The sequence below is a fragment of the uncultured Clostridium sp. genome (assembly GCF_947072515.1).
In the GTDB taxonomy this organism is placed as follows: domain Bacteria; phylum Bacillota; class Clostridia; order Clostridiales; family Clostridiaceae; genus Clostridium.
Map to the genome: position 1 here is coordinate 1 of NZ_CAMTIG010000005.1, position 25,443 is coordinate 25,443.

Consider the following 25,443-nt stretch of genomic DNA (forward strand, 5'->3'; position numbering starts at 1 on the left):
AAATACTGTTTTATTTAGTTCGATTAAATCTGTCCACCTTTTTATACTAACACCATATCATACTCATCATTTATTTCAATTTTAAACCTATCAAGTATAATTTCTTCAGCTTTTGATTTTGGAGACACTTCTGATTTAAAAAATCTCTTACCATTTTTAACTTCTAATACATACTCATTATTCTTTTCTACATCTTTAATTTTTTGTGTATTGCCATACCCTATTAATATAAATATTGAAGCTATCACACCTAATGAAATCCATCTAATTCTCCTATTTCTCATAAACTTCTCCTATTTCTGTGTTTTCTCAAAAATTAAATCTAAATATTTTAACTTGTCTTTTACCCTCTATATACATTTCATTATCTTCTGGAATATTTACTATTTCTAAAAATTTTCCTCCTGCTATCTCACAAGTTCGTGATGATGCAATATTTTCCGTAACACAAGTAATAATCAAATAATTCATATCATGTTTTTTTGCTTGTTTAAATAACAATTGACAAGCTTTAGCAGCGTAATGATGTCCACGATATTGCTCATCTATTCCATATCCAATATTTCCACCAATGTATGTTTTTTCATTGTGTCCAATTCTTAAATCACAATGCCCAATAGATGTTCCATCTAACAAACAGATATCAAAATGATAAGCCGGAAAATATCTCTTTTCCGGTTCTGCTTCACAAGTTTTCGTAATCTTTAAAAATATTTCCTTTTCTTTTAAATCTTTAACATCAAAAAACATATTATCACTCCTATAATTTTTATTTTTCTAAATCCTCATTTAATTTTTCATACTTCAACCAATTCTGTGCTATAAAATAGTAAATAAATACTATAATAATTACTATTCCCGCTATCATTAATGCACCTAATATTTTATTTTCTGAGTCTCCCTCTACTAATGGTACTCCTAGAACTGAAAGTATTGCTACCATTACACCAGTTACTACTGAACTTACTATTCTTCCAGAGTTTCCTTTTATCACAAATATAGTTTTACAATTTTCACATTGTATTTTTCCTTTTTTTCTATTCATAGATTTTAATCTATCTACAAATTTAAACTTTGATTTACACTCTAAACAAGTCATCCCTGCCCCCTTACATCGTTCAAAATTACCTTTTTTTACCTTTTATATGTTTTATTATATTCTAAATTTTACATTTGAACTATTAAAACTGAAGTTTTATATAAAAAAAAGAGACCTTTAGGTCTCCAATTAAAATATTTTTTTTATTTATCTAAGGTTTATTTTATTACTTTAATTTCATATATAGTATAGGAAATTGATTACCTTGTTCATCACACTCAGATCTTTTAAACACCTCAAACCCCATATGCTCATAAAAACCCAATGCTTGCGGATTTTGCTCATTTACATCTACATAAATTACATTTAATTTTTTTATTGCATATTCCACAAGTCTTTTTCCATTACCATTTCCTCTATTTTCATTGCTTACAAATAGCATTTCAATTTTTGAATCATTTATTCCCATAAAAGCTTTTATAATATTTTGCTCATCTCTTATACATAAAAATTCATTAACATAATTTGCTCCTTCTTTTACATGAAGTTTTATAGATATTATATCTTCCTCAGTTAAAAAATCATGTGTTCCTCTCACTGAAGATTCCCATGTATCTAATATTTCTTTCATCTCTTTATCATTAATATTATTTAATTTTTCAATTTTCACCATATAATAATTCCTCCTACTAAATCAATTACTTTCTATTATACTATTAAATATTTTCCTGTACATCAAAAAGAGTATGAAATTGCTCTCATACTCTTCTCTACTTTTTTGCCTGATTTTAAGCTCTTCTTCTATTTCTTGCAAAGAATGATATTGAATATAATCCACTAATCCCTACCAATACGTATACAATGGCAGCTATCATTCCTACTCCAAATATAGCTTCAACTAAATTAAAGCCAAAGAATCCTATAAGACCCCAATTTACTGCTCCAACTATAATTAAAAGTAATGCTATAATATCTAAGCCTTTCATATTTAAAACCACCTTTCATTAAGATAGTCTTATTTTCTCTCCATTTTTAAATTTTATTCCTAATTAATATTTTAAAACTAAATCCATTAATATATTAGTATATAAAATAAAGTTTTCTTTATTCTCTTCTTCTATTGCTTTAATTAAATTTCTAGTATTTTCTTCTATTTCATTAATATATTTTTGTAAATATGCTTTGCTATTAGTATATCCTTGAACCTTTTCTAAAGATTCCTTTATATTAACTACTAAGAATTCCATTTCTTCTAATCTTTTCACCAAATTTTGAAGATTATTAATATCTTCTATTTTATTTTCTTTTATTATATTTCCTCGGAAAACATCTAATATGTTTATAATTTCTACAACTATATCCTCTAATATTACAATGTCTCTTTTCCCTAAAAGTTTTAAAACTAAATTTCTATCCATGTCCCTTTTTTCCCCTCCTTTTTATTTATTTTACTCTTATCTAACTATATATTAATTTTTTTAAATAATATCTTCGATATTTTAAAAGCAATAATACTACATACATATCCAACTAAAATTCCACCTAAAATATCTGTTGGAAAATGCACATATAAATATAGTCTTGAAAAAGCTATAAGTATTCCTAATATAAGTGCTGGTATATATAAATTTATTTTCTTTATTTTTAATTTTTCTTTTATAACTACAAATACAAATGCAAAAGATATCGATGTATGTCCTGATGGAAATGAATAATCTAGCGGTTTCTTTATTAATAATTGTATATTTGTATAATTAAAAGGCCTTATTCTTTCAAACATATTTTTTAAAAATAAATTTGTTATTATAAAACTACACATTAATGATATAGCACAAATCACGCCTATTTTTCTCGTTTTAGGATATATTAAAAGACATATAGTAAATATAATCCATATAATTCCCATATCTCCTAAGTGCGTTATAAAGCTCCAAAAGTAATTTCCTATCTCCGAAGAAAATATATTTTGTATTCCATTTAAAATTTCCAACTCAAAATGAATTAATCCTTCCATATCACTTCTCCTTTTTACCATTTTTATTAATTAAGTAGTACTAATTTTACCATCTTGCTATAAATTAGTAAATACGCATTATTTATTCTATCTTTTTAATATCTAAAAAGAAAAATATCAGATATTTTATTATAAATATCTGATATTTCTTTTAATTTATGTTTTTAATAATCTAAATTCTTTATTTTAAACTAAAGAATGCATCTCTTCCTCTGAATTCTGCAACATCTTCAAGTTCTTCTTCGATTCTTAAAAGTTGATTATATTTAGCAACTCTTTCTGATCTTCCTGGAGCTCCTGTTTTTATTTGTCCTGCATTAACTGCTACAACTAAATCTGCTATAGTAGTATCTTCAGTTTCTCCTGATCTGTGAGAAATAATTGCTGTATATCCTGCTCTATTTGCCATTTCTATAGCATTTAAAGTTTCTGTTAGTGTTCCTATTTGATTTAATTTTATAAGAATTGAATTTGCAATTCCTTTATCTATTCCCATTTTCAATCTTTGGGTATTTGTAACAAAAAGATCATCTCCAACTAACTGAATTTTCTTTCCTAATCTTTCAGTCATGATTTTCCATCCTTCATAATCTTCTTCTGCCATACCATCTTCAATTGATATAATTGGATATTTATTTACTAAGTTTTCGTAAAAGTCTACCATTTCTTTAGGTGATAGTGTTTTTCCTTCATGTTTTAATATATATTTTCCATCTTGGAAGAATTCTGATGATGCTGGGTCAAGTGCTATAAACATATCTTTTCCTGGTTCAAATCCAGCTCTTTTAATAGCTTCTATTATAACCTCTATAGCTTCTTCATTAGATTTTAAGTTTGGTGCAAATCCGCCCTCATCTCCAACTCCTGTTGAATAACCTTCTTCATTTAAAGTTTTCTTTAATGCGTGATATACAGTTGAACACATTCTTAATGCTTCACTAAAACTTTTAGCTCCAACTGGCATTATCATAAACTCTTGTAAATCAATTGAGTTATCAGCATGTTCACCACCATTTATAATGTTCATCATAGGTACAGGTAATACTTTTGCATTTACTCCACCTACATATTGATATAAAGGTAATCCTAAAAATGCTGCTGCTGCCTTTGCTACTGCTAAAGAAACACCTAAAATAGCATTTGCTCCAAGTTTTCCTTTATTTTCTGTTCCATCTATTCTTATTAATTCTTTATCTATAAATGTTTGATCTAATGCATTTAACCCTATAAGTTCATCAGCTATTATCTCATTAACATTTTTAACGGCATTTAAAACACCTTTTCCATCGTATCTATCTTTATCACCATCTCTAAGCTCAACAGCTTCATACATTCCTGTAGATGCTCCTGATGGTACTCCTGCTCTTCCCATTGTTCCATCCTCTAAGATAACTTCTACCTCAACAGTTGGAAATGCTCTTGAATCTAATATCTCTCTTGCTCTTATTTCTACTATTTCTGCAAATTGTTTCATTATTAAATCCTCCTTAAATTAACTATATCTAAATAGTTTTTCTTTTATCTATCTTTATTATACATCCTCTAATTGATAATTACAATCATTTATAACGAATAATGATTATTTTTCCAGAATATTTATTTTTTTCTTGCAATTTTTCGTTTTTAAAGCACTTAACTATACAATCTTTTATATTTTCTGTTAACTTTATTAAAAAATATGGTAAAATATACTCAAGGATGGAGGCGATTAAATGAAATTTTTATATGGTCGTTATGGAATAGATATTTTATCTGTATTCTTATTATTTGTAAGCAGTCTTTTAAATCTTACTCGCTACACCTATTATTTTGGCTTAGCTCTACTTCTTTTAATTATTTTTAGAGCTTTTTCTCGAAACAAATCTAAAAGAATAGAAGAAAATAATAAGTTTATTACTTTTGTAAATAAATTTTTAAAGAGATTTAACAAGCAACTACCTTATAATGTACCTGCTATAAACTTTGATAGTATTCCTTATATTAAACAAGCTTACAGTATTTATAAGGCTCAAAAAAATATGCGTAAAGCCCAAAAGGCTCGTGAAAAAGAAGCAAATAAAAATTTTAAAATAGTGTCTTGTCCTAAATGTGGACAAAAATTAAAATTACCAAAAGGTAAAAATAAAATAATAGTTACCTGTAAGCGTTGCGGACATGAATTTAAAATGAAAACTTAAGATTATAAAAATAACATATATTAAAGGAGATTATTGTAATGAATAATGGTCAAGGAAGATTTTTTCACTTTATAATGGAAAGAGTTACACCTGAAAATAAAGAAAAAGCAAAAGAATTATTAAATGAAAGTTTCACAAAACAAGATGAAGGAACTTTTAATCAAGAATATATGATGCGCTTTATTCCACAAATGCTTGGATTATTAAAACCAGAATGCATAGAAGAAGTTAAAAATATAATGGCTAAACATAGAGGATAAAAATAAGCATGCAAAAGGACCTAAGAAAATTTCTTAGGTCCCTTTTTATTATCTATTTATCCATTCAATAGCTTGATCTATTGAGGATGCACTATCTTTTCCATCAACTTTTGTAATAAGAAGTATATCATTTGGTTTTAAGTGTTCCATAATCTTCTCTTTCATTTCTTCAGCTTTAAGTTCACTTTTAACTAAATAACTATCTGGCATAATATTTGCCCATGCTCCAAAAGTTTTAATAGTTCCTACTACTTCATAATCGTCACGAACTTCATGTTCATGTTCGTGTTCATGCTCACGTTCGTGATCATGTCCTTCACATCCACATCCGTGTGATTCTTCTTGTAAATAAAAGTTTATAGTATATGTATTCATATTTTTCTCCTTAGCCTTTCAACGACATATTTTTATATGTTTATTATATGATAATCTATTATTAAAATCCATCTTCTATTAGAAATTTCTTTCATTTCATTAATTATTTTTCTCAAAAAAAATAAAACTAACAATTTCTTGTTAGTTTCACTTAATTTCTAAAATATAAAAAGTAATATTATTCCGTCCCCAATTATTACTTTATCTTATATTTATTAGCCCCCTATTTCTTAAATTACCTTGTTCATAATATCTTATTCTTTTCTTATTCACAACTTTTCATTTTATTTTTCTATTATTTTTTACTTTTCTTCTTTAATACTTTATTTTTCTTTGAACTCTTTTTTATTATACATTTAGTTAAAGATACTTTGAACTTCACTTTTTTCAATTTTTTTATGCTATCTATATTATATAAGTTAATATTTCTTTATATCTTAATTACTTAAAATTTCTAGCTATAATATCAAAAACTATTTCTTTTGCTATTGCACCCGAAACTTCTTTACTATCATCATCTAAAACTACAGCAAAGTATGTTTTTTTCTCATCTTTTTCAAAAAAGCCTGTAAACCAAGAATTCTTCTTACTCCCACTTCCTGTTTTTCCATATACTTTATAATTTTCTTCAGTTTTAACTAACATAAAATCTTTTACCATTTCTATATCTTTTTCTTCAAAAGAAGTTTTTTCCTCAAAGATTTTACTTAATACTTCTACATGTTCCATTGCCGAAATCTTTAAAGATGAGGATATCCAAAATGTATTATGTCCATTTTCATTCCAAGCACTAATATCTTTATTTCCATAATCTAATTCATTTAATATTTTTTGTACATACTCTTTATCTAAAGAATCTACTATCTTTTCGTAATACCAAACGCAGGACTCTCTAAAGGCTTCCTTAAAAGGAATATCTCTATTCCATTGTTCTCTCCAATGAATAGTCCCATCATACCCAAGCTTCGTATCTGGTGTTTTAACTACATCTTTAGATAACCCCATTAGTGATGTAAGTATTTTAAATGTTGAATATGGTGATATTTCCTTTTCACTTAATTCTTTATTGTAGATATTATACATATTTTCTTCTGGTGTAAAAAATACTGCACTTCCATTTATTCCTTTAAAATTTTCTTTATAGTCAACTTCTTTTTTTATAATTTCTTCTTTTACTATATCCTCATTTTTCTTTATAGCAGTTTCTTTAGTTTCTTTCCCACAAGCAACTAGAGATAAACTTACTATAAGCCCTAATACTACTAATATTCTTTTCATTTTTCCCCCTATAAACCTTCTCTTTTTTCCTTATTAACTTACCATATTATCCATATTATGTATACTATTTGTTGTAAATTTTCTTCTTCTCTACTTTTAAAAATAAATTTTTATTTTCTGTAATATGTTTCAAATCCATTATTTATTATTGTAGCACCTTTTGGAACTCTCCTTAATATAATCCATATATTCAAAGAATCAACAGATGATCCCATTGCATTTACCAAGCATAAAAATAATATAAATTTATTTAATATCCCCAATCTATTTACTAGTATCGGAAATATAATTGATAATATAATAAATGGCATAATAGAAATAATTATATATCTCCACCTTTTAATCTTTTCAGTAGTATATACAAATCCAAATCCTCTATTAATTCCCCAATATGTTTTATTTGATTTCAAAAAATTTGGTATAAAACAAGCATGAATAAATTCATGTATTATAGTAAACAGAATAATACTGCTAATGTATACTATCACTGTAAAATTTATATTTAAAGTGATTTTAAAATCACTAATAATATTTAAAAATTCTTCACTCAATGGATATATAACTATTGTAATTCCTATAAAAATAATAGTATTTATAATCATAAAAGGTATTGATAACAAAGTTGCTATTTTTAGATTAGTTGGTTCTTTTAGTTTTATCCATCCCTCAGCCATTAATATTCTTTTCGTTTCTTTATCAGCAACTGGTATTTTCTTTATATATTTCATTTTAAAGTCCCCCTCTTTAAAAATCTTAATTTTAGTCTATCATTTCTCTTTAAAATAAAACTCCTATAGCTATCGTCTAAAACTATAAGAGTTTTTATTTTCAGAAAATTTTATAGCATCCTACTATTCCAGCCATTTCTTTTTCCTAAATCATGTATATATTTATTTAAATCTTTTCTTGTCTCTTTATTATAAAATCTTTTTATATCTATTATCTTATTTCCTTTTATAGCTAATATAGCAAATATTTTTTCTTCTTCTCTTTTTATAAGTTCCGCAATAACTATTTTTTCTTTCGTCATTCTTTCTATATAGTTTAAAATCCATGTTCTATCATCTTCATCAAGATTTTCATCTATTTCTTTAAGAAGTGTACAACTATATTTATGATCTACTTGTTTTATTTTTATGTTTTTTCCACTTTCTTTTAATATACTATTATATTTTTCTTCTTTTTCTTGCATATATTTTTCAACCATTATATCGTGCTTATCTCTTAAATTTTCCATATAAGATTCAAATGTTATTCCAAGTTCCTCACTTATTTTTTTTATATCTGCTATAAACACTAATACTATATCTTTAGGTAATCCTTCATTTTTATGTATATCTTCTATATATCTTGCAAACATATCTACTTCATAATTATCATCTAGAAGTTCTTTTATTTTATTTATATAATCTATATTTAATCCAAGCTGTAATATTACTTTTTCAAAATCATATACACCTCTTGTTTCCATAAAATTTTTAGAATCTATTATTTTAGATAAACTCACTTTATTTTCAGCAAAATATTTTATTGTGTTTTTATTCATATTCCAAATTTCTGCTAAACTTTTCCCAGCTTTATTTACGCAAAGATTATTTTCAATTTTTTTCATATTACTTAAAAAATTCTCTTTTACTAAATATCCTAGTTTTTCCTCTATCATAATTTCAAATAATTTTGATGAAAATAAACAATTTAAAACTTCAAAAGAGTGCTCAACATTTGATTCATCTATAATTTCTTCCATTAAGTCTCCATAGTTTGGATTAATTTTAAGCTTAGTACAAATTATATACAAATCTTCTTTAAAAGTTTTAAAATCTGCAATATTAAACTCTTTAAAAAACTCACCCTTATTTCTATTTAAATATTCTAAATTTTCTTCTCCAATAGTATGCGTTAATATTTTTTGTCCATCTATTTCGTGAATCTTAAAAGTTAAAGATTCTTTTTTTTTCACCTTTTTATTTTCTATAAAAGATTTATATATTTTAAATCCATTATCATACCCATATGTATATTTTATTATATTTTCCTCTTTTGCATTATTATCCATCTAGTCTTCCTCCATTTACAGAGTAAATCTTCCTTTTTTTACATTAAACTTCTTAAATTATATCATATTTTTTTCTTTAATAAAGAGTAACTCCTTCCTTTTGAAATTTAATTTCTATCCTTACATACTAAAGATAGTGAAGTATAATAACCTCACTATCTTTTATAATTTGCTTTTAATTAGACATATTCCTTGTGTCATAGTCCCCATTGGACAATAAACACACCATGATTTAGGTTTATATAATACCATTGTAACAACTCCTAATATAGTTGATGTTATCATCATACTATAAAACCCAAATGCAAATTGTGCAATCCACGGAGTTACATTACTTAAATCCACAATTTTCCACGGAACTTTAAATGTCCACATAAGAGTAAGAACTTCTTTCAATTCATTTTCTCCTGCAAAAACAAGCTTAGTAATATATATCATATTTACAAACATTATTAAAAAGAATATTAAAAAGCCATATCTAAATACTTTTGTTTTTAAAAATTTAGGCATAGGTTTATTTCTTGAAAATTTTCTTCCTAAATTTTCTAATAATTGTCCTCGTCCACGGTAACTATTACAGTATGCTTTATTCTTTTTAGTAAAACTTATTATTAATGGAATAGAAAAACATAATAATCCTAACCAAGCAAATAGTATATTAAACAAACCTAATGTAAAATATATAATCGTCGCAATCCAAAGGTATTCATACCATTTCTTTTTTGTTTTTTTCATTTCTTTCCCCCTATTTTATCTCAATAGTTGATGCTGGACACATTTTAGCACATTTAGAACATCCAACACATTTATCCTTATTTATCTCTGCATAAATTCCATTAGCTACACTTATTGCTCTAACTGGACAGTTTTTTTGGCACACTCCACAAGCTACACAATATTTTGTATCAACATATGCTTTTTTACGTATTATATTTTTATTCATCTATATCCCCCTTAATATTTTCTTCATTCACTTTATGTTCTTAATTTACACTAAAATTTCATTTTTTACAGTGACAAAGTCACAAACGAGTATCCATTATATTTTTCCAAAATAAATGAGGGCTATTTAAATAGCCCTCATTTATTCTTTATTTAAATCTATAATTTCTATTCCACCTCTAAATATCCTTATCATTCCTTTATTTTCAAAATGCTTAAGCATACGAGATACTACTTCTCTTGCGGTTCCTAGATCTTTTGCTATGGCATTATGTGTTATCTTTATAGATTTAGAATTAAATTCTAATAAATATTCCTTTAATCTTTTATCAAAGCTTGTAAATAATATTTGTTCCATAAGCCACATAACTTCTGACATTCTCCATTGAGTTAAATGAAGTAAATATTTTTGGAACTCCCCATTACTCTTTTGAAAATATCCTACATATTTACTTGGAAGAACTATAATTTCTGCTTCTTCAGTCACTTCAATACTTATATTAAAATTTATATTATTAAATATACACGAAGCTGTAAAAATACAAGCATCTCCTTGCAATAATTTATATAATGTTATTTCTTTTCCTTCTGTAGAATTTAAAAAAGCCCTTAACTCACCTTTTACTACAATAACTAACCCTCTGCATTCCTTTTCAAATACACTAGGCGAATATTTTTCAGTAATAATTTCTTTATATGCATTTTCATTAAATTTTAATTTTTCCTCTTCACTTAACTTCTTATAAAAAAGAATATTTTCCTCTAAAAAAGTAATTTCTAAATTATTTAACATATTTTCACCTTATCATCTCATTTATAAATACTATTCTTCCCTTTCATTTACTTAATATTATCATATCTCTTATTATTTATAAAATCTAAAACTGACTTAAAATAAGTCCCTTAATTCCTTTTTTCTATAAAACTATTCATCCCCAAAATATTATAAGTATTACATAAACTAAAACAGATAATTTCTTATTTTCCATAAAAAAACAGCATCAAATATCTTTTAAACTTTCCTATAAATAAAGATTAGTTTAAGCTTCTTTGATGCTACTTTTTGTATTATTAAATTTTTTTTATAAATTCTACTAATAATCTAACTGTATCTACATAATCCTTTTTATGAATTATAAGTCTCGGTGAATGCATATATCTTGTTGGAATGGATATTGTCATAGCCTTTACTCCTACTCCTGTTTTATGGATATTACAGGCATCCGTTCCACCATCCATCATACAATCTATATTAAAATCTAAACTAAGTTCTCCGCAAATATCCTTCATCTTTTTAATCATTTCTTTATTTCCCATAGTTAAAGCATCTGCCATTGTTATATTTACACCTTCTCCAATACCTATACCCTTTTCTTCAAAAGGTGTATCTAGTGATTTAGTTACATCTATTGCTATTGCTAAATCTGGCTTTATTAAGTTAGTTGCTGTTCTTGCTCCTCTTATTCCAACCTCTTCTTGAACAGAACCAACTCCATAAACTTCACTATCTATTTTTTCATTTTCTAACATCTTCAATATATCAATTATAATTCCTAAACCAACTCTATCATCAAAGGCTTTTCCTAAAAAGTAATTTTTATTATTCATAACAGAGAAATCTACATCTGGAGTTATCATATCACCTATTTTAATTCCTAAATTTAAAACTTCTTCTCTATTATCTACGCCTAAATCTATATATAGATTTTTAGGTTCTATTACCTTTTCTTTTTCTTCCTTGCTCATTCCATGAGGTGCTTTTGATATAACTACACCTTTAATTTTTTCTCCACTATCTGTAGTTATTCTCATCATTTGAGCTGGCATAACATGTCCCCACCAGCCACCAATTGGAAGAAGCTTTATATATCCTTCTTCAGTTATTCCTCTAACAATAAATCCAACCTCATCCATATGAGCTGATATCATTATTTTCTTTCCATTTTCTTTTCCTTTTTTTATACCTATTATAGATCCTAAATTATCATAGATTATTTCATCTGTATATTTTTCAAAATAATCTTTAGTTACTCTGCTAACTTCTTTTTCATAACCAGATATCCCATCTGCATTACTTAATTCCTTTAATATATTTATATCAAATTCCAAAAGTTCTTCCTCCTTTCCTATCTATTTTCCATTTTAAATAGTTCTATTTTTTCTTCCTTCAAGTCTTTTAACATTTCTACTAAAGCTCTCTTTGAAGAAACATAGTCTCTCCTATCAATCATAGAACTACAGGATTTTATATTTCTAGCTGGAATACATAACTTTAACGTTGGACAACCATCCAATAATTTATGTATCCATCCACCATCACTTTCATCTAAAGAATAATAATGCTGATAACTTATATTCTTTTCTTCACAAATATTTATAAGATATTTTAAAAGAGTTTTATTTGGCATCATTGATTTATCATAAAAACTTACTAAAAGTCCTTCTCCAAGCTTTCCTTCTTCATCTTTTTCTCTAGCTTCTAAACAATCAGTTACTATGGCTAAATCTGGTTTTATTAAATTAGTTGAAGTTATGCTCCCTCTAAGTCCTACATGATTTTGAACACTACCTCCTACAAAAAGATGAAAATCTAATTCTACATTTTTAAGTTCTCTTAAAACTTCCACACCAAGAATACATCCAAATCTGTTATCCCATGCTTTAGATACTATTTTCTTTCCATTTAAAAGCATAGAAAACTCACCTTTTAAAACTATCTCACTTCCAATATCTATCTTAGAATTTAAAACTTCTTCCTTAGATTCAGCTCCAATATCTAATCCTATATTATCCTTATCCGCCTTTTTATCTTTATTTATAGGAGAAATAACCCCTTCAATTCTGTCTCCAATTTCATTAAAAACTATTGCTCTACTATTTATAGTTTCATTTATTTCAAAGCTTCCTAACGGTAAAAGTTTTATAATCCCATCTTTCTTTATTTCCTTAACTATAAAACCTATTTCATCCATATGAGCACAAATCATAACTTTTTTAGCATTTTCTTTCTTGCTTCTTTTAACTGCAAAAATAGAACCTAAATTATCAAAAATTATTTCATCACAAAAATCTTTATAATATTCACTAAGTAATTTAGAAATCCTCTCTTCATTTCCTGCTACACCAATTTCACAAGTTAAACTTTCCATTAAATCTAAAGTAACTTTATCCAACATAAAATCTCATCTCCCTTATATAATAATTGAGGCTGCATTAAATACAGCCTCACTATAAATATAGAATCTAGAACTTAAAATTCTTTTCCAATTCTAAATTACTTATAACATACTTCATTTATAAAAATATTTAAATCTGAAGTATTATCTTTTTTCTTTCTACTTAAAACACATAAGTTTTTAAGAGAATTGCTAAGTCCTATTCCACCTTTTTTAGGCATTCTTACTATATCAACTTTGTCCTTAAACATTTCTATAGTATCTTCATTCTCTTTTGACATAGCTGCAATAGCTATAGCATTTGTATTTTCATTTATTTCATTTGCTAAGACTCCACACATTCTTCCATAACCTTTATAATCATATGCTGGTCCACAAATAACTACATCTGCTCCAAGTTTTTTTATCATGCCTACAATCTTTGATTTGACTAATTCTTCATTTTTGTTAAAGAATCCATCACCACAGTAAAGACATCCAATTACTTTTGCATCAATTTCCTTGAAATTTTCTTCAAGCATACTTGCAGCTCCAATAGAAATACTTTTTCCACCTAAAGCTAAGTCTGGATTTTCCTTTCCTCCAAGTCCTGCTTGTACCTGATCAAATATCATAACTATTTTCATATGTTTTATTCCTCCCTATAGGTCATCAAATGATAATTCAAAGCTTTCTTCCTCTTCTGATTCTAAAGCTTTTTTAGCTTCTTCTTCATCTTTTAAATATTGTTTATCTAACATTTTTATAAATGGATAGTATATTAAGCATCCTAAAATTAACAATCCAATCTGCCATGCCCCTGCAAGTAAACTTCCTGTTGAAAGATAACCTGAAAAACCTATTGGTGTTGTCCATGGTAGTGGTACTCCTGTTGTATAAGGAATAATTCCCATGGTTGTAACTATAGTGGACAGGACTAAATTTATTACTGGTACACTTATAAATGGAATTATTAAAATTGGATTTAAAACTATTGGTAATCCAAAAATAATTGGTTCATTTATTCCAAAGATACCTGGAAGTACTGAAAGTTTTCCAAGTTGAGTTATTCTCTTAGATCTACAGAATAGAAGCATTACTATAATTAAAGATAGAGTACTTCCTCCTCCACCAAAATTCGTAAAGAAATTTGAAAATGGATCTGTAAAGATATTTGGAAGAGGTAATCCTGCTTGGAAAGCCTCTAAGTTTTCCATAGTTAAAACTTTACTTATAGGTGCAAAAACTGAATTTGCTACAGCTGGTCCATTTATTCCAAAGAACCAGAATACAGTACATGCTAAACTATATATTATTTGAGCTATTAAAGTATTCCCTGCTCCTTGAAGTGGAGTTTGTAACACTTTATAAATTAAATTATGAGCTGTTTCAAAAGCTGTTAAACTAATTCCTATTCTTATAAAGAAAAATAATAGCATTACTAATGCTGAAGGTACTAACGCTGCAAAAGACATAGACACAGCAGGTGGTACTCCAGCTGGCATTTTTATAGTCCAACCTTTTTTATAAACCCATATGAATAATCTTACTGAAACTATTGCTGTTACAAGTGCTAAGAAAAGTCCATTAGACCCAACATACTCAAAAGAAATTCCATTTAAAGTAGATGCTCCATCTACTCCCTCAAATCCTATTTTAGTTGGCATTAATATGAAAAATGCTACAAATGCTACACAAGCACCTTGAATTGCATCTCCGTCTAATTCTCTTGCATATGCATATCCTGTCCCTATACAAGATAAAACAGCAATTAAATTAAATGTTGCCCTAGATACATTTCCAAACCATGATGCCCAATCTGGTCCAAAAATATTTATCCAAAATTCTTCCCATCCTGGTACAGGAAAATTGGCAATAAGTAAAAATATAGATCCAACTATTATTAATGGTGTTGTTATTAAGAAACCATCACGAATAGCAATTAATACCTTGTTGCTGCTTAATTTTTCAGCTATAGGCATTAATATACGTTCCATTTTTGAAAACATAATTCTCTCCCCTCTCATTTTAAAGTTAATCTCTATACTTTTCTTAGCAATTTTCATTCCATTTTTATTATTTAATATTTTAAAAGGTTTTCTTTTATCTATCTATACATTAAGTTACTCTCTTAATACACTCCTTTACCTCTATATGTATTTTTTATACACATTTACCTTTAAAATTATTTTCTGTATTTTATTTCAACAAAATACTTCATTCCAAAATAAATGAACTTTACTTTCAGCTAATCTTTTTAAAATTCTTTAAAATACAACTAATCATTCTTTAAATATAAATTTATATACAATAAAAAAGATGGACTAGTACTAACCAATCCATCTTTTTTTTATAAACATTAATTTTAAAATCTAACTTTCCAATTATTTCTTTCAGCTAATCTTATTAAATAATCCTTCATTTCTTTTGTCATTTCTTTTTCGCCAAAATTTTTAGCTTTAACTAGTTCTTCATTCATTACTTTTAAAGTTACTAGTATTTTTTCTGGTTCCTTTTTATTTCTTATACTAGCTATAAACAAATTTTCTGTTTCCATTTTTAATATAGTATTTACTCCAAATTCTTTACCATTTTTCTCTTCTTCCTTAAAATCTTTTACAGTTCTCAATAATTTGCAATTATATTTATGACTAATTTGCTTAATATCTATATTTTTTGTTCTTCTATCTAATATCTTTCTTTTATCTTTCTCTTGCTTCACCTTATATTTTTCTAAAATATTTTTATATTCTTCTCTTAGATTTTCCATATAGGGATTAAATTCAATTCCTATATCACTACTTATAGTATATATTTCATATATTATATCAATTGCTTCATTTTGCTCTACATCTTCCTCTTCTAAAAGCTCCTGTAAATAATCTGAAAGTCTTTTTGTATCATAATAACTATTTAATAACTCTATTATTTTATTTTCCTTTGAAATCTCTATTTTTCCTTCTAGTATTAATTTTTCAAATCCAATGTATCCTATTTTTTCTATAAGTTTTTTTGTTTTTTCTAAATCCTTAACACTATACTTTTTATCCGCTGCATATTTTAATGCCTCTTTTTTGATTCCCCATATTTTTTCTAAAGATAATTCATTTCTATCTATACATAATGTTTCTTCTATTACATCAACATTATTTAATATATCTTCATCAATTAAATATGAAAACCCATCACTAATCATATATGCAAACATATGCTTTCCAAAAAGGCATTTGCAAAATCTAAATAAATCATGTAAATGGATTTGTTTTAAAAACCCCTCCATTAAATCTCCATAATTAGGTTCCATTCCTTTTCTTTCACAAATCCTAGTTAATGATATTTTGAATTCCTTTAAATCTTCCATTGTAAAATCATTAAAAAAATCTTCTTTCTCCATATTTAAAAATTCTAAATTATCATTTGCATATACCCATGTTAATTTTCTATCCTCATCAACTTGATGGATATTAAATGTTATAGATTCTTTTAGCATATTCTCAGTACTATATATACATTTTCCCTCTACAATCTCCGCATAATAAGTATGTTTATATATTTTAAACCCATTTTTATATCCATAACCATACCTAATTAATTTAGTGTCTTTTCCATCTATTATTAAAATATATTCTCGCCCACAAGGACATTCAAAAATATTTTCTATCTCTGTTTTCATTAAGCTTTCATTACACAGAGGTCTTCCACATTTACACTTCTTTTCTTTATCAAGTTTATTTTCTATAATTAATAATATTTTTTCTTTTGCTTCTCTGCTCATTTAACTTCCCCCCAAACGCTTTCTCTTTAAGTTATATATTCTTATAACAATTTTACAATATTAAAGTTAACATTTCGTTACATTAACATTACTTCTAACAATATTTAAAATTTATTATCATATAAAATTGTTTCCCTCACTTAATTTTATAATTTTAACTCTAAAATACTAACTATACTCTTCTATAAAATTTAAAATTCTTTTTATATTTTATTTCTAAAATAAAAGAACCATCTTTATAGATGATTCTCTTGGCTATAAACTCCATCTTCAGTATCTGTTATCAACTGAAGATAATATAATATATTCTTATTTAAATTTTTATTATCTAGTTTATAATGGTTCCACTTTCCTTCTTTTCTTATCTCAACTATTCCACAATCATTTAATACTTTCATATGATGTGAAAGTGTTGGTTGTGCAAAATTAAAATATTCTAAAAGTTCACAAGCACACATTTCTCCTGAAGATAATAAATCTAGTATTTTTAATCTTTTTGGTTCCGATAATGCTTTAAAAATCAAAGCATTATATTCATACTTATCCATACCTTACACCCCTAATTTCATTATATCTTTAGCGCATTTAAATTTATAAATTATAAATGCTGTACAACCTTTTAATATACTGCTTAAACTAAAACTTAACCAAATTCCATTTAAGCCAAATGGTTTCATCAAAATTAATGCAAGTGGTATTCTCATAGTTGTAAAAACTATACTTATAATTGATGGAATTTTAGGTTTTGCAATCCCTGTAAATGTTCCATTTGAAACTACTTCTATCATACTAAAAATTTGTGATATTGCGAGAATTCTAAGATAATTACTTGCCATAGTTACAGTTTCTCCACTACTTACAAAGAGTCTCGCTAATGGAATAGCAAAAAGAATGAATATAATTGTCATTCCTCCAGAATATACTCCCCCTATCTTTAATGAAGTAAAATATCCTTTATTTATTCTTTCATATTTTTTAGCACCAAAATTTTGCCCTATAAAGCTTGCAACTGCTCCATTTAATCCACCAATCACCATATATGTGACAGATTCTATTTGAAGTCCTATTTTTTGAGCTGCTATTGCATTATCTCCAAATACTGCAACTATTTTAGCTATAATAATATTAACTAACGTAAATATTATTCTTTGCATTGCCATTGGAAATCCAAGTCTTAATATTTCTTTCGATTTTTCTAAACTTACACCATATCTTCTATTAAACTTCAGCGTATTCCAATATCTTATATTAAATAATATAAACATTATTAAATTTGAAATTAACGTTGCTACTGCTGCTCCAAGCACTCCAAACTTAAAGAAATATATTAGTATCGGATCTAATACTATATTTATAATTATTCCAGTTGCACTTATTTTTAGTGAACCTACATTATTTCCAAAACTATTTAAAAGTCGTATATATACCGTATTAAAAAAAGCTAATAATAGCATTGGTGCACAAATTACAAGATATAAATACGAATCTCTTATAATTTTCAAATTTCCAAGTCCAAGAAAGTCTATAAAATTTCTCCCAAAGAAAATCAAAATCATCATATATCCAATACCAATTATTACGTTTAAAATAAGTCCATTATTTATATACTCTTTTGTTACTTCTTGCTCTTTTCTTCCTATTGCATGTGAAACCTTAATTCCTGTTCCTATTACTACAATTGAATTTATAGCATATCCAAGTCCTACAAAAAAGCTTGAAGACCCTATTACTGTTATTGCATAACTTCCAAGTCTTCCAACCCAAAGCATATCAATTAATCCATATATAAACTGAAGCAATGAACTCATCATTATAGGAATAGCAAGTTTTATAAGTGCTGACGAGATTTTTCCACTAGTTAAGTCAACTGCTTTTACTGATTTCATCTTATTCTTCAATCCTTGGAACATCTAGTTTTTTTTCTAATATTCTAAGCCTTAAATCTCTTACCTTCTCTTCTATAGCCTTTGCAATTTTTATAAATTCATCTTTACTTTTTCCTGTAGGATCCTCTAATCCCCAATCTTCTATATAATCACCTATAACTCTAGGGCAAACAACATTACATCCCATCTTTATCACTATATCAAGTTTTGGAATATCATCTAATAATTTTGATCTTTGATTTTTTTCCATATCAATATTATATATTTCTTTTATTACTTCTACTGCGTCACTATTAATATTATTCCTTTTCTCAGTCCCCGCAGAGTAACTCTCAAAAACATCACTTCCATATAAATTTCCTAACGCCTCTGCCATCTGTGATCTACATGAATTATGAACGCAAATAAATCCAACTTTTTTCTTCATATTTCCCTCCAATACATTTATATTTATCTATCTTTTAGTTTTTTCTTCCTTTAATTTCATACATTTTATTTTTTAATATATATAATCATCTATATATTATATATACGATATCATTTTATTGCAACTATTTATTTTATTTCTATTTCTCCAATTTTTCTACAACATATTTATTAAAATATTACTATTTTTTCCAAAGTACTGTTATACTTTTATTTTTTGTCCATATTTTTATTTATTTAATATATCTATATATTTAAATATACCTTTTTCTTATATTTCTCCATTTTTTCTATTAAAGAATTAATTTTTTTAAATTTTATTAACCATTTGATAAATCTATTTACTTCTTTTATTCATTAAAATATAATACAGGTATTCAATGTAAACATTTTCTTTAAATGTTTTTATAAAAGGAGGAACTGTTAAACAACACATAAAGATTTTACGGTATTATTTATAAACACAATGTTTAACAGTAATTAGATTATGGAAACAACTGAAAAAAAAACGCATGTTAGGTTTATAGTTATTGCACTGTTATTTCTAGCTGTCACAATTAACTATATGGATAGAGTAAACTTTGCAGTATCTACTCCTGCTATCCAAAAACAATTTGGATTTAGTATTGAGCAAATGGGTATGATTTCATTTGTTTGGGCTTTAGTTTATGCAATTTTCAACTTTCCAGGTGGATTAATAGTTGACAAGCTTGGTCTTAGAAAAGCAGCTTCTTTCGCACTTGGATGGTGGTCAATATTCACTATTTTAACTGCATTTGCATATAGCTTTATGTCTTGGATTCTTATTAGAGGTTTAATGGGTGCTGGTGAAGCTCCTCTTTGGCCAATAAATGCTAAAACAACAAGACCTTGGTCTCCTGAAGGAAAAGAGTCTACTGCATATACAATTCCTGCATCTGGGCAATTCATTGGACCTGCTTTTGGTTCAATTCTTTCTGGTTGGATAGTTGTAAAATTCGGCTGGGAATGGACTTTTATCATTTTTGGTATCTTAGGTCTTATTTGGGTTCCTATTTGGTATACAATGGTTAGAGATAACCCAAAAGATCATCCTTTAGTTAATGAACGAGAATTAAGATATATCCAAGGGGTTAGTAATGTCTATTCTTTTGATGAAAAACAAATTGATAAAGAAGGTGTAATTGCTTCCTTAAAATTAATTTTTAAAACTAGAAATGGTATCGGTATTTTACTTAATTACTTAACTTTTGGCTATGTTTTATTTACTTTTCTAAATTGGCTACCAAGTTTTATGTATTATACATTCCACTTAAGCATTATTAAAAGTGCAACATGGTCTAGTATTTCATATTCAGCTGGATTTTTTGGTTTTTTAGTTTCTGGACCTGTTAATGATTTTCTTGTAAGAAAATATGGACGCATCAAAGGAAGAAAGATTGGTGCTGGTATTCCTATACTTCTTACAGTTGTATTTATGTGTTTATCTATAGTTTCATCTAAGGCTGGATTAATTCCATTAACTGTTGGACTTTTTGCCGCATCAATGTTCTTTATGACATTTAGTTCAGGTGCTTGGTCTTTAAATGCTGTTGATTTATCTAGAAATAAACATGAATCTGCCTTTGTTTATGGAGTTTATAACGGAATTTTAAATTTAATGGGTGCTGCAAACTCTTTAATTCTAACTTTTATAGCTGAAAAATTAGGATTTATATCAGCTTTTGCAAGTGCAATAATCTTTTTAATTATATTCTTAATCGGTTTAATATTTATTATTAAAGACAAAAATAAAGGAATTTAATATTTATTATTAAGAAAATCAAAAGCCATCATGATTATATTTAAAAACTCATGGTGGTTTTCATTTATTATTTATAAAAAACGAGGTGATTGTTAATGTTTAATGCTCTACATATTTTTAATATACCCGAATTACAATTAGAATTTATATGTCGTTTAATTTTAGCTGCTATCTTAGGTGGTGTAATTGGTTATGAAAGAGAATCCCATTCTAAAGAAGCAGGTTTAAAAACTCATATTTTAGTTTGTGTTGGCGCTACATTAATAATGATAGTTTCTCAATATGGATTTTTTAGAGTTTTAGGAACTCATATTATTGTTGATCCAAGCAGAATTGCAGCCCAAGTAGTATCTGGTATTGGATTTATAGGTGCTGGCATAATTTTTAAAGATAATAGTTCTATAAAAGGTTTATCTACTGCTGCTGGGATTTGGTGTGTTGCAGCTGTAGGATTAGTTATTGGCTCTGGAATGTATTTCTTAGCTGTTTGTGCAACTATATTAATTTTGATTGTTTTCACAATTTTAAGTAAAGTTGGAAATCGATTTTATAATAAATATTTAGAAGTTCAAATAAAAACTAATGCTGAAGGTTATCAAAACTTCAAAGAATTTTTAGAATCTAATAATGCTGTTATCTTATCTACAAAAGTTGTATTTAGTCATAGTGAAGTAACTCTTTCTAACTTTAAGTTTAAAATTAGGACAAATACTGAAGCTAAAACAATACTTACTAAAATTGAAAACTCTATTGATATTCATTTAGAGTTCTTTGAAATAATATAATTGAATGTTCTAAAACAACTTAAAAGACTGTACTAAATAACATTAATACAGTCTTTCTAAAATCCATTCACTTTTCAATATTTACCTCATATATTTTCTGACACTTTTACTACTTTAAATTTCTTCTTCTTCAAAGATTAAACTAACTTCATCACCATATCTTCTATATGATACAACCTTCTCTTCAATGCAATTTAAAAATTTATCTAAATCCTCACTTCTTACCATATCTACTTTCATTATTAATTCCTTCCTCATAGCTAGTCCCCCTATCGATTATTCATCTTATTTTAACATATTTTTAATAAAATTCAAACTTTATTTTTAAAATTTCTGTATTTTATTTAATTTTTTCGAAAAATTTATTATTATTATTGAATTAACCATGAAAAATTTAGTCATATTTCCTTTTTTTATGATATTTTTCAAAATAAATAAAAAAATCAAATCTAAATTAAAGATTTGATTTTTTATAAAAGTATTTAATTTTTAAACTTTATATTTTTTTATTTCGTCATCTATAAGGACTGTTATTTCTGAATTATCTATATCATATGCTCCGATTATTCCACTGCTATAAACACCAAAGTCTAAGTTTATAAGTTTTCCGCCATAATCATTTTCTCTGTGCGTACTTTTTTCTATATAATCTTCAATGTAATTATCGGTTCGTTGTACTGGTGTATGACCTATTATCCCTGTATACTCTGATGGAATGCCTATTCTATCTTTTACAAATGCACTATTCCATAAATATCTATCCCAAAGAAACTTTTTAGATTCTTCAACTTTTCCAAGGATTTCTTCTATTTCTTCATTTGTATATTTTCTACCTGGATAAAATCCAACTCCCGCATGAAAAATTATATTATCATCTATTAATAACCATCTTGGACATTCTTGAAGATAATCGTAAAACTCTTTAAACAAGTCACGTCCACTCATATTATTAAATCTTTTTACTTCTAAAATAGTTTCATACGCTCCATTAGATAGCCATAACGAAAGGTCTTCATTTTCACTTACTTTACAAGTTGTCTCTATTCCATCTTTATTAGTACAAACAACTTCTCTTATATCTAGTTCGCTATTTAAATCTACTGCTTTATATGCTTTCATAAACATTTCTTCGTGATTTCCTAATATTAAATAAACATTTTTATTTGATATTACAAAATCTATAAGCTGTGAAGAACCAATTCCTCTATCTATTAAATCTCCATTTATATATAATTCATCATTTTCGTTAAAATCTACTTTTTCTAAAAACTCTGTAAATTCCTTATAGTGCCCATGTATATCACTCATTATATATCTTGACATACTTATGCCCCCAAATCTTTAAATTAGTTTTTCTCTAGTATATTATACTCCTATCTTCCTTTTCTAACAAGGAAATTAAAGTAATAACCATATTTAAAAGGTATATAATCCATTTTTTTGCATATAAAAGGCTATTACAAACCTTAGTTAGTAATAGCTTCCTTTTACTATGCTATTGCATCTTCATATTTAATATATTTAGTTTCAAATTCCATATTCGCTTCATCAAACTTCTTTATATCTATTTGTAAGACATAGTCTATTGGGTTTTCCATTACTTCCTCATTTATTTCAAAAGTTTTTCCTGATCGTAATTTCAATATTAGTTTGTTCTTTTGCTCTATTCCTTTCGTTACTATTATTATATTTGTATAGTCTCCACTTTTCACCTTACTAATTCGAGCTTTTCTTCCTATATCATTAAGATAGGCTAGTTCCACGCCCCTTACTATCCCATTAGAATCATTTTTTATTTTTACATTTAAAACATGTGGTGCTATATACATAAAAACCCTCCTTCCAAACTTTGATAACCTTTACATTAATTATAATATTATTTTTGCTTAAAATCTATAAATATTTTTATTTTTACAAAAATATTTATATTCTCATCTAAATACTTAAACTTCAAATATTTAAAAAAAGAATTATTTACAAAATAAATAATCCTTTTTTAATTTTAAATTACCATTTCATTTAAGATTTTTTCATCTACTATCAATTTTTCATTTTTAAATAATTTTTGTCTTTTATAAAAATATATGAATACTCCAATTATAAAGAACCCTTTAATGATACTTGTAATACTAATAGACCACCAAACGCCATCTATTCCTAGTATATTCGGCTTCGATAAAATATATGCTAGTGGAATTCTAAGTCCTGTTAAACTTATACTTATTATTGATGGAATATAAGTTTTTGATATACCATTAAATATGCCTGCCGTAGTTATTTCTAAACACATAAAAATTTGTGAATACCCTAAAATTTTTAAATATTCTTTTCCTTTTAAAATTGCTTCTTTTTCATTTATAAAAATTGAAAATATTTTTTCTCCAAAGAAAATTAATAAAATAGATGAAAATACTCCTATGATTCCAGCCAAAATTAATGTTCCTTTATATCCTTTTATTATTCTATCATATTTTTTCGCTCCAAAATTTTGTCCAACAAAAGTTCCTAATGCTATTGCTAACCCATCTGTCGTCATCCATGATATTGATTCAATTTGTGATCCTACTTTTTGAACTGCTATAGGAACAGGTCCAAAATTTGCAACTATCCTTCCTAAAACCATTGCAAAGAAACAAAATAATCCACTTTGTAATGCAACAGGAAGTCCTATTTTACAAATTTCTTTTATATATTTAACTTTTAATTTTTCTAAAATATTTACTCTCAAATACTTATAGTTTTCATTTATTAATACTTTAAGAAATAATAAAAAAACTACTATTTGTGCAGCAACTGTTGCTATTGCAGCTCCTACAACTCCAAATCCTTTAAAATCACCAATCCCAAATATCAATAATGGATCTAATATTATATTTAATATTAGTCCACAAGTATTCACTAAAAAAGGAATCTTACTATTTCCTAATCCATTAAATATAGATGTGAAAACAGGATTTATAAAATAAAATGGTAATCCTAAAATTATTGTAACCAAATATATCTCTGTTAATTTAATAACTTGGACATTCCCTAATTTGAAAAACCCAATTAAATTTTCTCTAAATATAAAAAGGCCCAATGAATACAATATTGACAGTATAATATTCATTTGTATTGCTGATTTTATATATTCCTTTCCTTCTCCATAATCCTTCTTCCCTACACATTGTGAAAGCTTTATTTCAGCTCCCATTTTAGATATTATAATAAATGCCATTGCAAACCATGTAAAAAAACCAGCTGTTCCAACTGCTGCAACTGCAAAGCTACCCATTTTTCCAACCCATATCATATCAATCATGCTATATGCCATTTGAATAAATGATGTTCCCATTATCGGTAAAGCTAATGTAATTAGCTTTTTTATAATTCTTCCCTCTGTTAAATCTAACCCCTTAAGCATCTCTTTCTCCCCTTAAACTGTAATTAATCTTTATCATATTATATCTTCTTTGCTCAAATGTCAATTTTTACAATTTATTTTTTATTTAC

31 protein-coding genes are annotated in these 25,443 nt (G+C 26.4%); 4 read left to right on the forward strand and 27 right to left on the reverse strand.

The window, feature by feature from the left end:
- Window positions 1–41: 41 nt before the first annotated feature.
- From Q0W06_RS02965 to eno, 8 genes are all read right to left on the reverse strand, one after another.
- Complete coding sequence (locus Q0W06_RS02965) at window positions 42–284, reverse strand: hypothetical protein (protein ID WP_297631201.1); 243 nt, start codon at window positions 282–284, stop codon at window positions 42–44.
- A 25-nt stretch (window positions 285–309) separates the two neighbouring features.
- On the reverse strand, window positions 310–750 hold the full coding sequence (locus Q0W06_RS02970) for a GNAT family N-acetyltransferase (protein ID WP_297631204.1): 441 nt from the start codon (window positions 748–750) through the stop codon (window positions 310–312).
- Window positions 751–769: 19 nt separating this feature from the next.
- Window positions 770–1,099, reverse strand: coding sequence for a hypothetical protein (locus Q0W06_RS02975; protein ID WP_297631206.1), 330 nt, complete (start codon window positions 1,097–1,099; stop codon window positions 770–772).
- A gap of 166 nt (window positions 1,100–1,265) precedes the next feature.
- Complete coding sequence (locus tag Q0W06_RS02980; protein WP_297631208.1) at window positions 1,266–1,712, reverse strand: GNAT family N-acetyltransferase; 447 nt, start codon at window positions 1,710–1,712, stop codon at window positions 1,266–1,268.
- Between the two features lie 115 nt (window positions 1,713–1,827).
- The gene (locus Q0W06_RS02985; protein WP_297631210.1) at window positions 1,828–2,025 is read right to left on the reverse strand and encodes a DUF378 domain-containing protein; all 198 of its coding nucleotides are present in this window, start codon (window positions 2,023–2,025) and stop codon (window positions 1,828–1,830) included.
- Window positions 2,026–2,088: 63 nt separating this feature from the next.
- The gene (locus Q0W06_RS02990; protein ID WP_297631213.1) at window positions 2,089–2,457 is read right to left on the reverse strand and encodes a hypothetical protein; all 369 of its coding nucleotides are present in this window, start codon (window positions 2,455–2,457) and stop codon (window positions 2,089–2,091) included.
- Window positions 2,458–2,501: 44 nt separating this feature from the next.
- Window positions 2,502–3,053, reverse strand: coding sequence for a phosphatase PAP2 family protein (locus Q0W06_RS02995; protein WP_297631216.1), 552 nt, complete (start codon window positions 3,051–3,053; stop codon window positions 2,502–2,504).
- A 181-nt stretch (window positions 3,054–3,234) separates the two neighbouring features.
- Window positions 3,235–4,527, reverse strand: coding sequence for a phosphopyruvate hydratase (gene eno, locus Q0W06_RS03000; protein ID WP_297631219.1), 1,293 nt, complete (start codon window positions 4,525–4,527; stop codon window positions 3,235–3,237).
- Window positions 4,528–4,765: 238 nt separating this feature from the next.
- On the opposite strand from eno, the gene Q0W06_RS03005 reads away from it, so the two are divergent.
- Complete coding sequence (locus tag Q0W06_RS03005; RefSeq protein WP_297631222.1) at window positions 4,766–5,230, forward strand: hypothetical protein; 465 nt, start codon at window positions 4,766–4,768, stop codon at window positions 5,228–5,230.
- A gap of 38 nt (window positions 5,231–5,268) precedes the next feature.
- Window positions 5,269–5,490 carry a hypothetical protein gene (locus Q0W06_RS03010; RefSeq protein ID WP_297631225.1) on the forward strand — a complete coding sequence of 74 codons (222 nt, stop codon included), beginning with the start codon at window positions 5,269–5,271 and terminating at the stop codon, window positions 5,488–5,490.
- Window positions 5,491–5,538: 48 nt separating this feature from the next.
- Here Q0W06_RS03010 and Q0W06_RS03015 read toward each other — a convergent pair whose 3' ends face one another.
- The 15 genes from Q0W06_RS03015 to Q0W06_RS03085 form a co-directional block, all read right to left on the reverse strand.
- On the reverse strand, window positions 5,539–5,865 hold the full coding sequence (locus Q0W06_RS03015; protein WP_297631228.1) for a hypothetical protein: 327 nt from the start codon (window positions 5,863–5,865) through the stop codon (window positions 5,539–5,541).
- A gap of 441 nt (window positions 5,866–6,306) precedes the next feature.
- Complete coding sequence (locus Q0W06_RS03020; RefSeq protein WP_297631231.1) at window positions 6,307–7,143, reverse strand: penicillin-binding transpeptidase domain-containing protein; 837 nt, start codon at window positions 7,141–7,143, stop codon at window positions 6,307–6,309.
- A gap of 110 nt (window positions 7,144–7,253) precedes the next feature.
- Window positions 7,254–7,871: a DUF3267 domain-containing protein gene (locus tag Q0W06_RS03025; RefSeq protein ID WP_297631233.1), complete on the reverse strand. Its 618-nt coding sequence runs from the start codon at window positions 7,869–7,871 to the stop codon at window positions 7,254–7,256.
- Between the two features lie 110 nt (window positions 7,872–7,981).
- Window positions 7,982–9,199 carry a hypothetical protein gene (locus tag Q0W06_RS03030; protein WP_297631235.1) on the reverse strand — a complete coding sequence of 406 codons (1,218 nt, stop codon included), beginning with the start codon at window positions 9,197–9,199 and terminating at the stop codon, window positions 7,982–7,984.
- Window positions 9,200–9,361: 162 nt separating this feature from the next.
- Window positions 9,362–9,934 (reverse strand): 4Fe-4S binding protein, encoded by a 573-nt coding sequence (locus tag Q0W06_RS03035; RefSeq protein WP_297631237.1) that lies wholly within the window; start codon window positions 9,932–9,934, stop codon window positions 9,362–9,364.
- Window positions 9,935–9,944: 10 nt separating this feature from the next.
- Entirely contained in the window at window positions 9,945–10,142 is a 198-nt protein-coding gene (locus Q0W06_RS03040) for a 4Fe-4S binding protein (RefSeq protein WP_297631239.1), read from the reverse strand.
- A gap of 141 nt (window positions 10,143–10,283) precedes the next feature.
- Window positions 10,284–10,934, reverse strand: coding sequence for a Crp/Fnr family transcriptional regulator (locus tag Q0W06_RS03045; RefSeq protein WP_297631241.1), 651 nt, complete (start codon window positions 10,932–10,934; stop codon window positions 10,284–10,286).
- Between the two features lie 278 nt (window positions 10,935–11,212).
- On the reverse strand, window positions 11,213–12,250 hold the full coding sequence (locus Q0W06_RS03050) for a M42 family metallopeptidase (protein ID WP_297631242.1): 1,038 nt from the start codon (window positions 12,248–12,250) through the stop codon (window positions 11,213–11,215).
- 17 nt (window positions 12,251–12,267) lie between these two features.
- On the reverse strand, window positions 12,268–13,317 hold the full coding sequence (locus Q0W06_RS03055) for a M42 family peptidase (RefSeq protein WP_297631244.1): 1,050 nt from the start codon (window positions 13,315–13,317) through the stop codon (window positions 12,268–12,270).
- Window positions 13,318–13,415: 98 nt separating this feature from the next.
- On the reverse strand, window positions 13,416–13,943 hold the full coding sequence (locus Q0W06_RS03060; RefSeq protein ID WP_297631246.1) for a GrdB-related putative oxidoreductase: 528 nt from the start codon (window positions 13,941–13,943) through the stop codon (window positions 13,416–13,418).
- 15 nt (window positions 13,944–13,958) lie between these two features.
- The gene (locus Q0W06_RS03065) at window positions 13,959–15,305 is read right to left on the reverse strand and encodes a PTS sugar transporter subunit IIC (protein WP_297631248.1); all 1,347 of its coding nucleotides are present in this window, start codon (window positions 15,303–15,305) and stop codon (window positions 13,959–13,961) included.
- Window positions 15,306–15,661: 356 nt separating this feature from the next.
- The gene (locus Q0W06_RS03070) at window positions 15,662–17,071 is read right to left on the reverse strand and encodes a hypothetical protein (RefSeq protein WP_297631249.1); all 1,410 of its coding nucleotides are present in this window, start codon (window positions 17,069–17,071) and stop codon (window positions 15,662–15,664) included.
- Window positions 17,072–17,307: 236 nt separating this feature from the next.
- A complete protein-coding gene (locus Q0W06_RS03075) occupies window positions 17,308–17,619 on the reverse strand; it encodes a metalloregulator ArsR/SmtB family transcription factor (RefSeq protein ID WP_297631251.1) in 312 nt (103 codons plus the stop codon).
- A gap of 3 nt (window positions 17,620–17,622) precedes the next feature.
- Window positions 17,623–18,957, reverse strand: a complete 1,335-nt coding sequence (locus Q0W06_RS03080; protein ID WP_297631253.1) for an MATE family efflux transporter — start codon at window positions 18,955–18,957, stop codon at window positions 17,623–17,625.
- A gap of 1 nt (window position 18,958) precedes the next feature.
- A complete protein-coding gene (locus tag Q0W06_RS03085; RefSeq protein ID WP_297631256.1) occupies window positions 18,959–19,384 on the reverse strand; it encodes an arsenate reductase ArsC in 426 nt (141 codons plus the stop codon).
- Between the two features lie 486 nt (window positions 19,385–19,870).
- Between Q0W06_RS03085 and Q0W06_RS03090 the strand changes: the two genes are divergently transcribed.
- Both Q0W06_RS03090 and Q0W06_RS03095 read left to right on the forward strand, forming a co-directional pair.
- On the forward strand, window positions 19,871–21,166 hold the full coding sequence (locus Q0W06_RS03090) for an MFS transporter (RefSeq protein ID WP_297631259.1): 1,296 nt from the start codon (window positions 19,871–19,873) through the stop codon (window positions 21,164–21,166).
- A gap of 95 nt (window positions 21,167–21,261) precedes the next feature.
- Entirely contained in the window at window positions 21,262–21,951 is a 690-nt protein-coding gene (locus Q0W06_RS03095) for an MgtC/SapB family protein (protein WP_297631262.1), read from the forward strand.
- A gap of 114 nt (window positions 21,952–22,065) precedes the next feature.
- Here the strand turns inward: Q0W06_RS03095 and Q0W06_RS03100 are convergent, their stop codons facing one another.
- The 4 genes from Q0W06_RS03100 to Q0W06_RS03115 all read right to left on the reverse strand — a co-directional run bounded on the left by Q0W06_RS03100 (window position 22,066) and on the right by Q0W06_RS03115 (window position 25,354).
- Complete coding sequence (locus Q0W06_RS03100) at window positions 22,066–22,209, reverse strand: hypothetical protein (RefSeq protein WP_297631264.1); 144 nt, start codon at window positions 22,207–22,209, stop codon at window positions 22,066–22,068.
- Window positions 22,210–22,440: 231 nt separating this feature from the next.
- A complete protein-coding gene (locus Q0W06_RS03105) occupies window positions 22,441–23,274 on the reverse strand; it encodes a metallophosphoesterase (RefSeq protein ID WP_297631267.1) in 834 nt (277 codons plus the stop codon).
- A 167-nt stretch (window positions 23,275–23,441) separates the two neighbouring features.
- Window positions 23,442–23,780, reverse strand: a complete 339-nt coding sequence (locus tag Q0W06_RS03110; protein ID WP_297631270.1) for a hypothetical protein — start codon at window positions 23,778–23,780, stop codon at window positions 23,442–23,444.
- A gap of 173 nt (window positions 23,781–23,953) precedes the next feature.
- Window positions 23,954–25,354, reverse strand: a complete 1,401-nt coding sequence (locus Q0W06_RS03115) for an MATE family efflux transporter (protein ID WP_297631273.1) — start codon at window positions 25,352–25,354, stop codon at window positions 23,954–23,956.
- Between the last annotated feature and the right edge of the window lie 89 nt (window positions 25,355–25,443).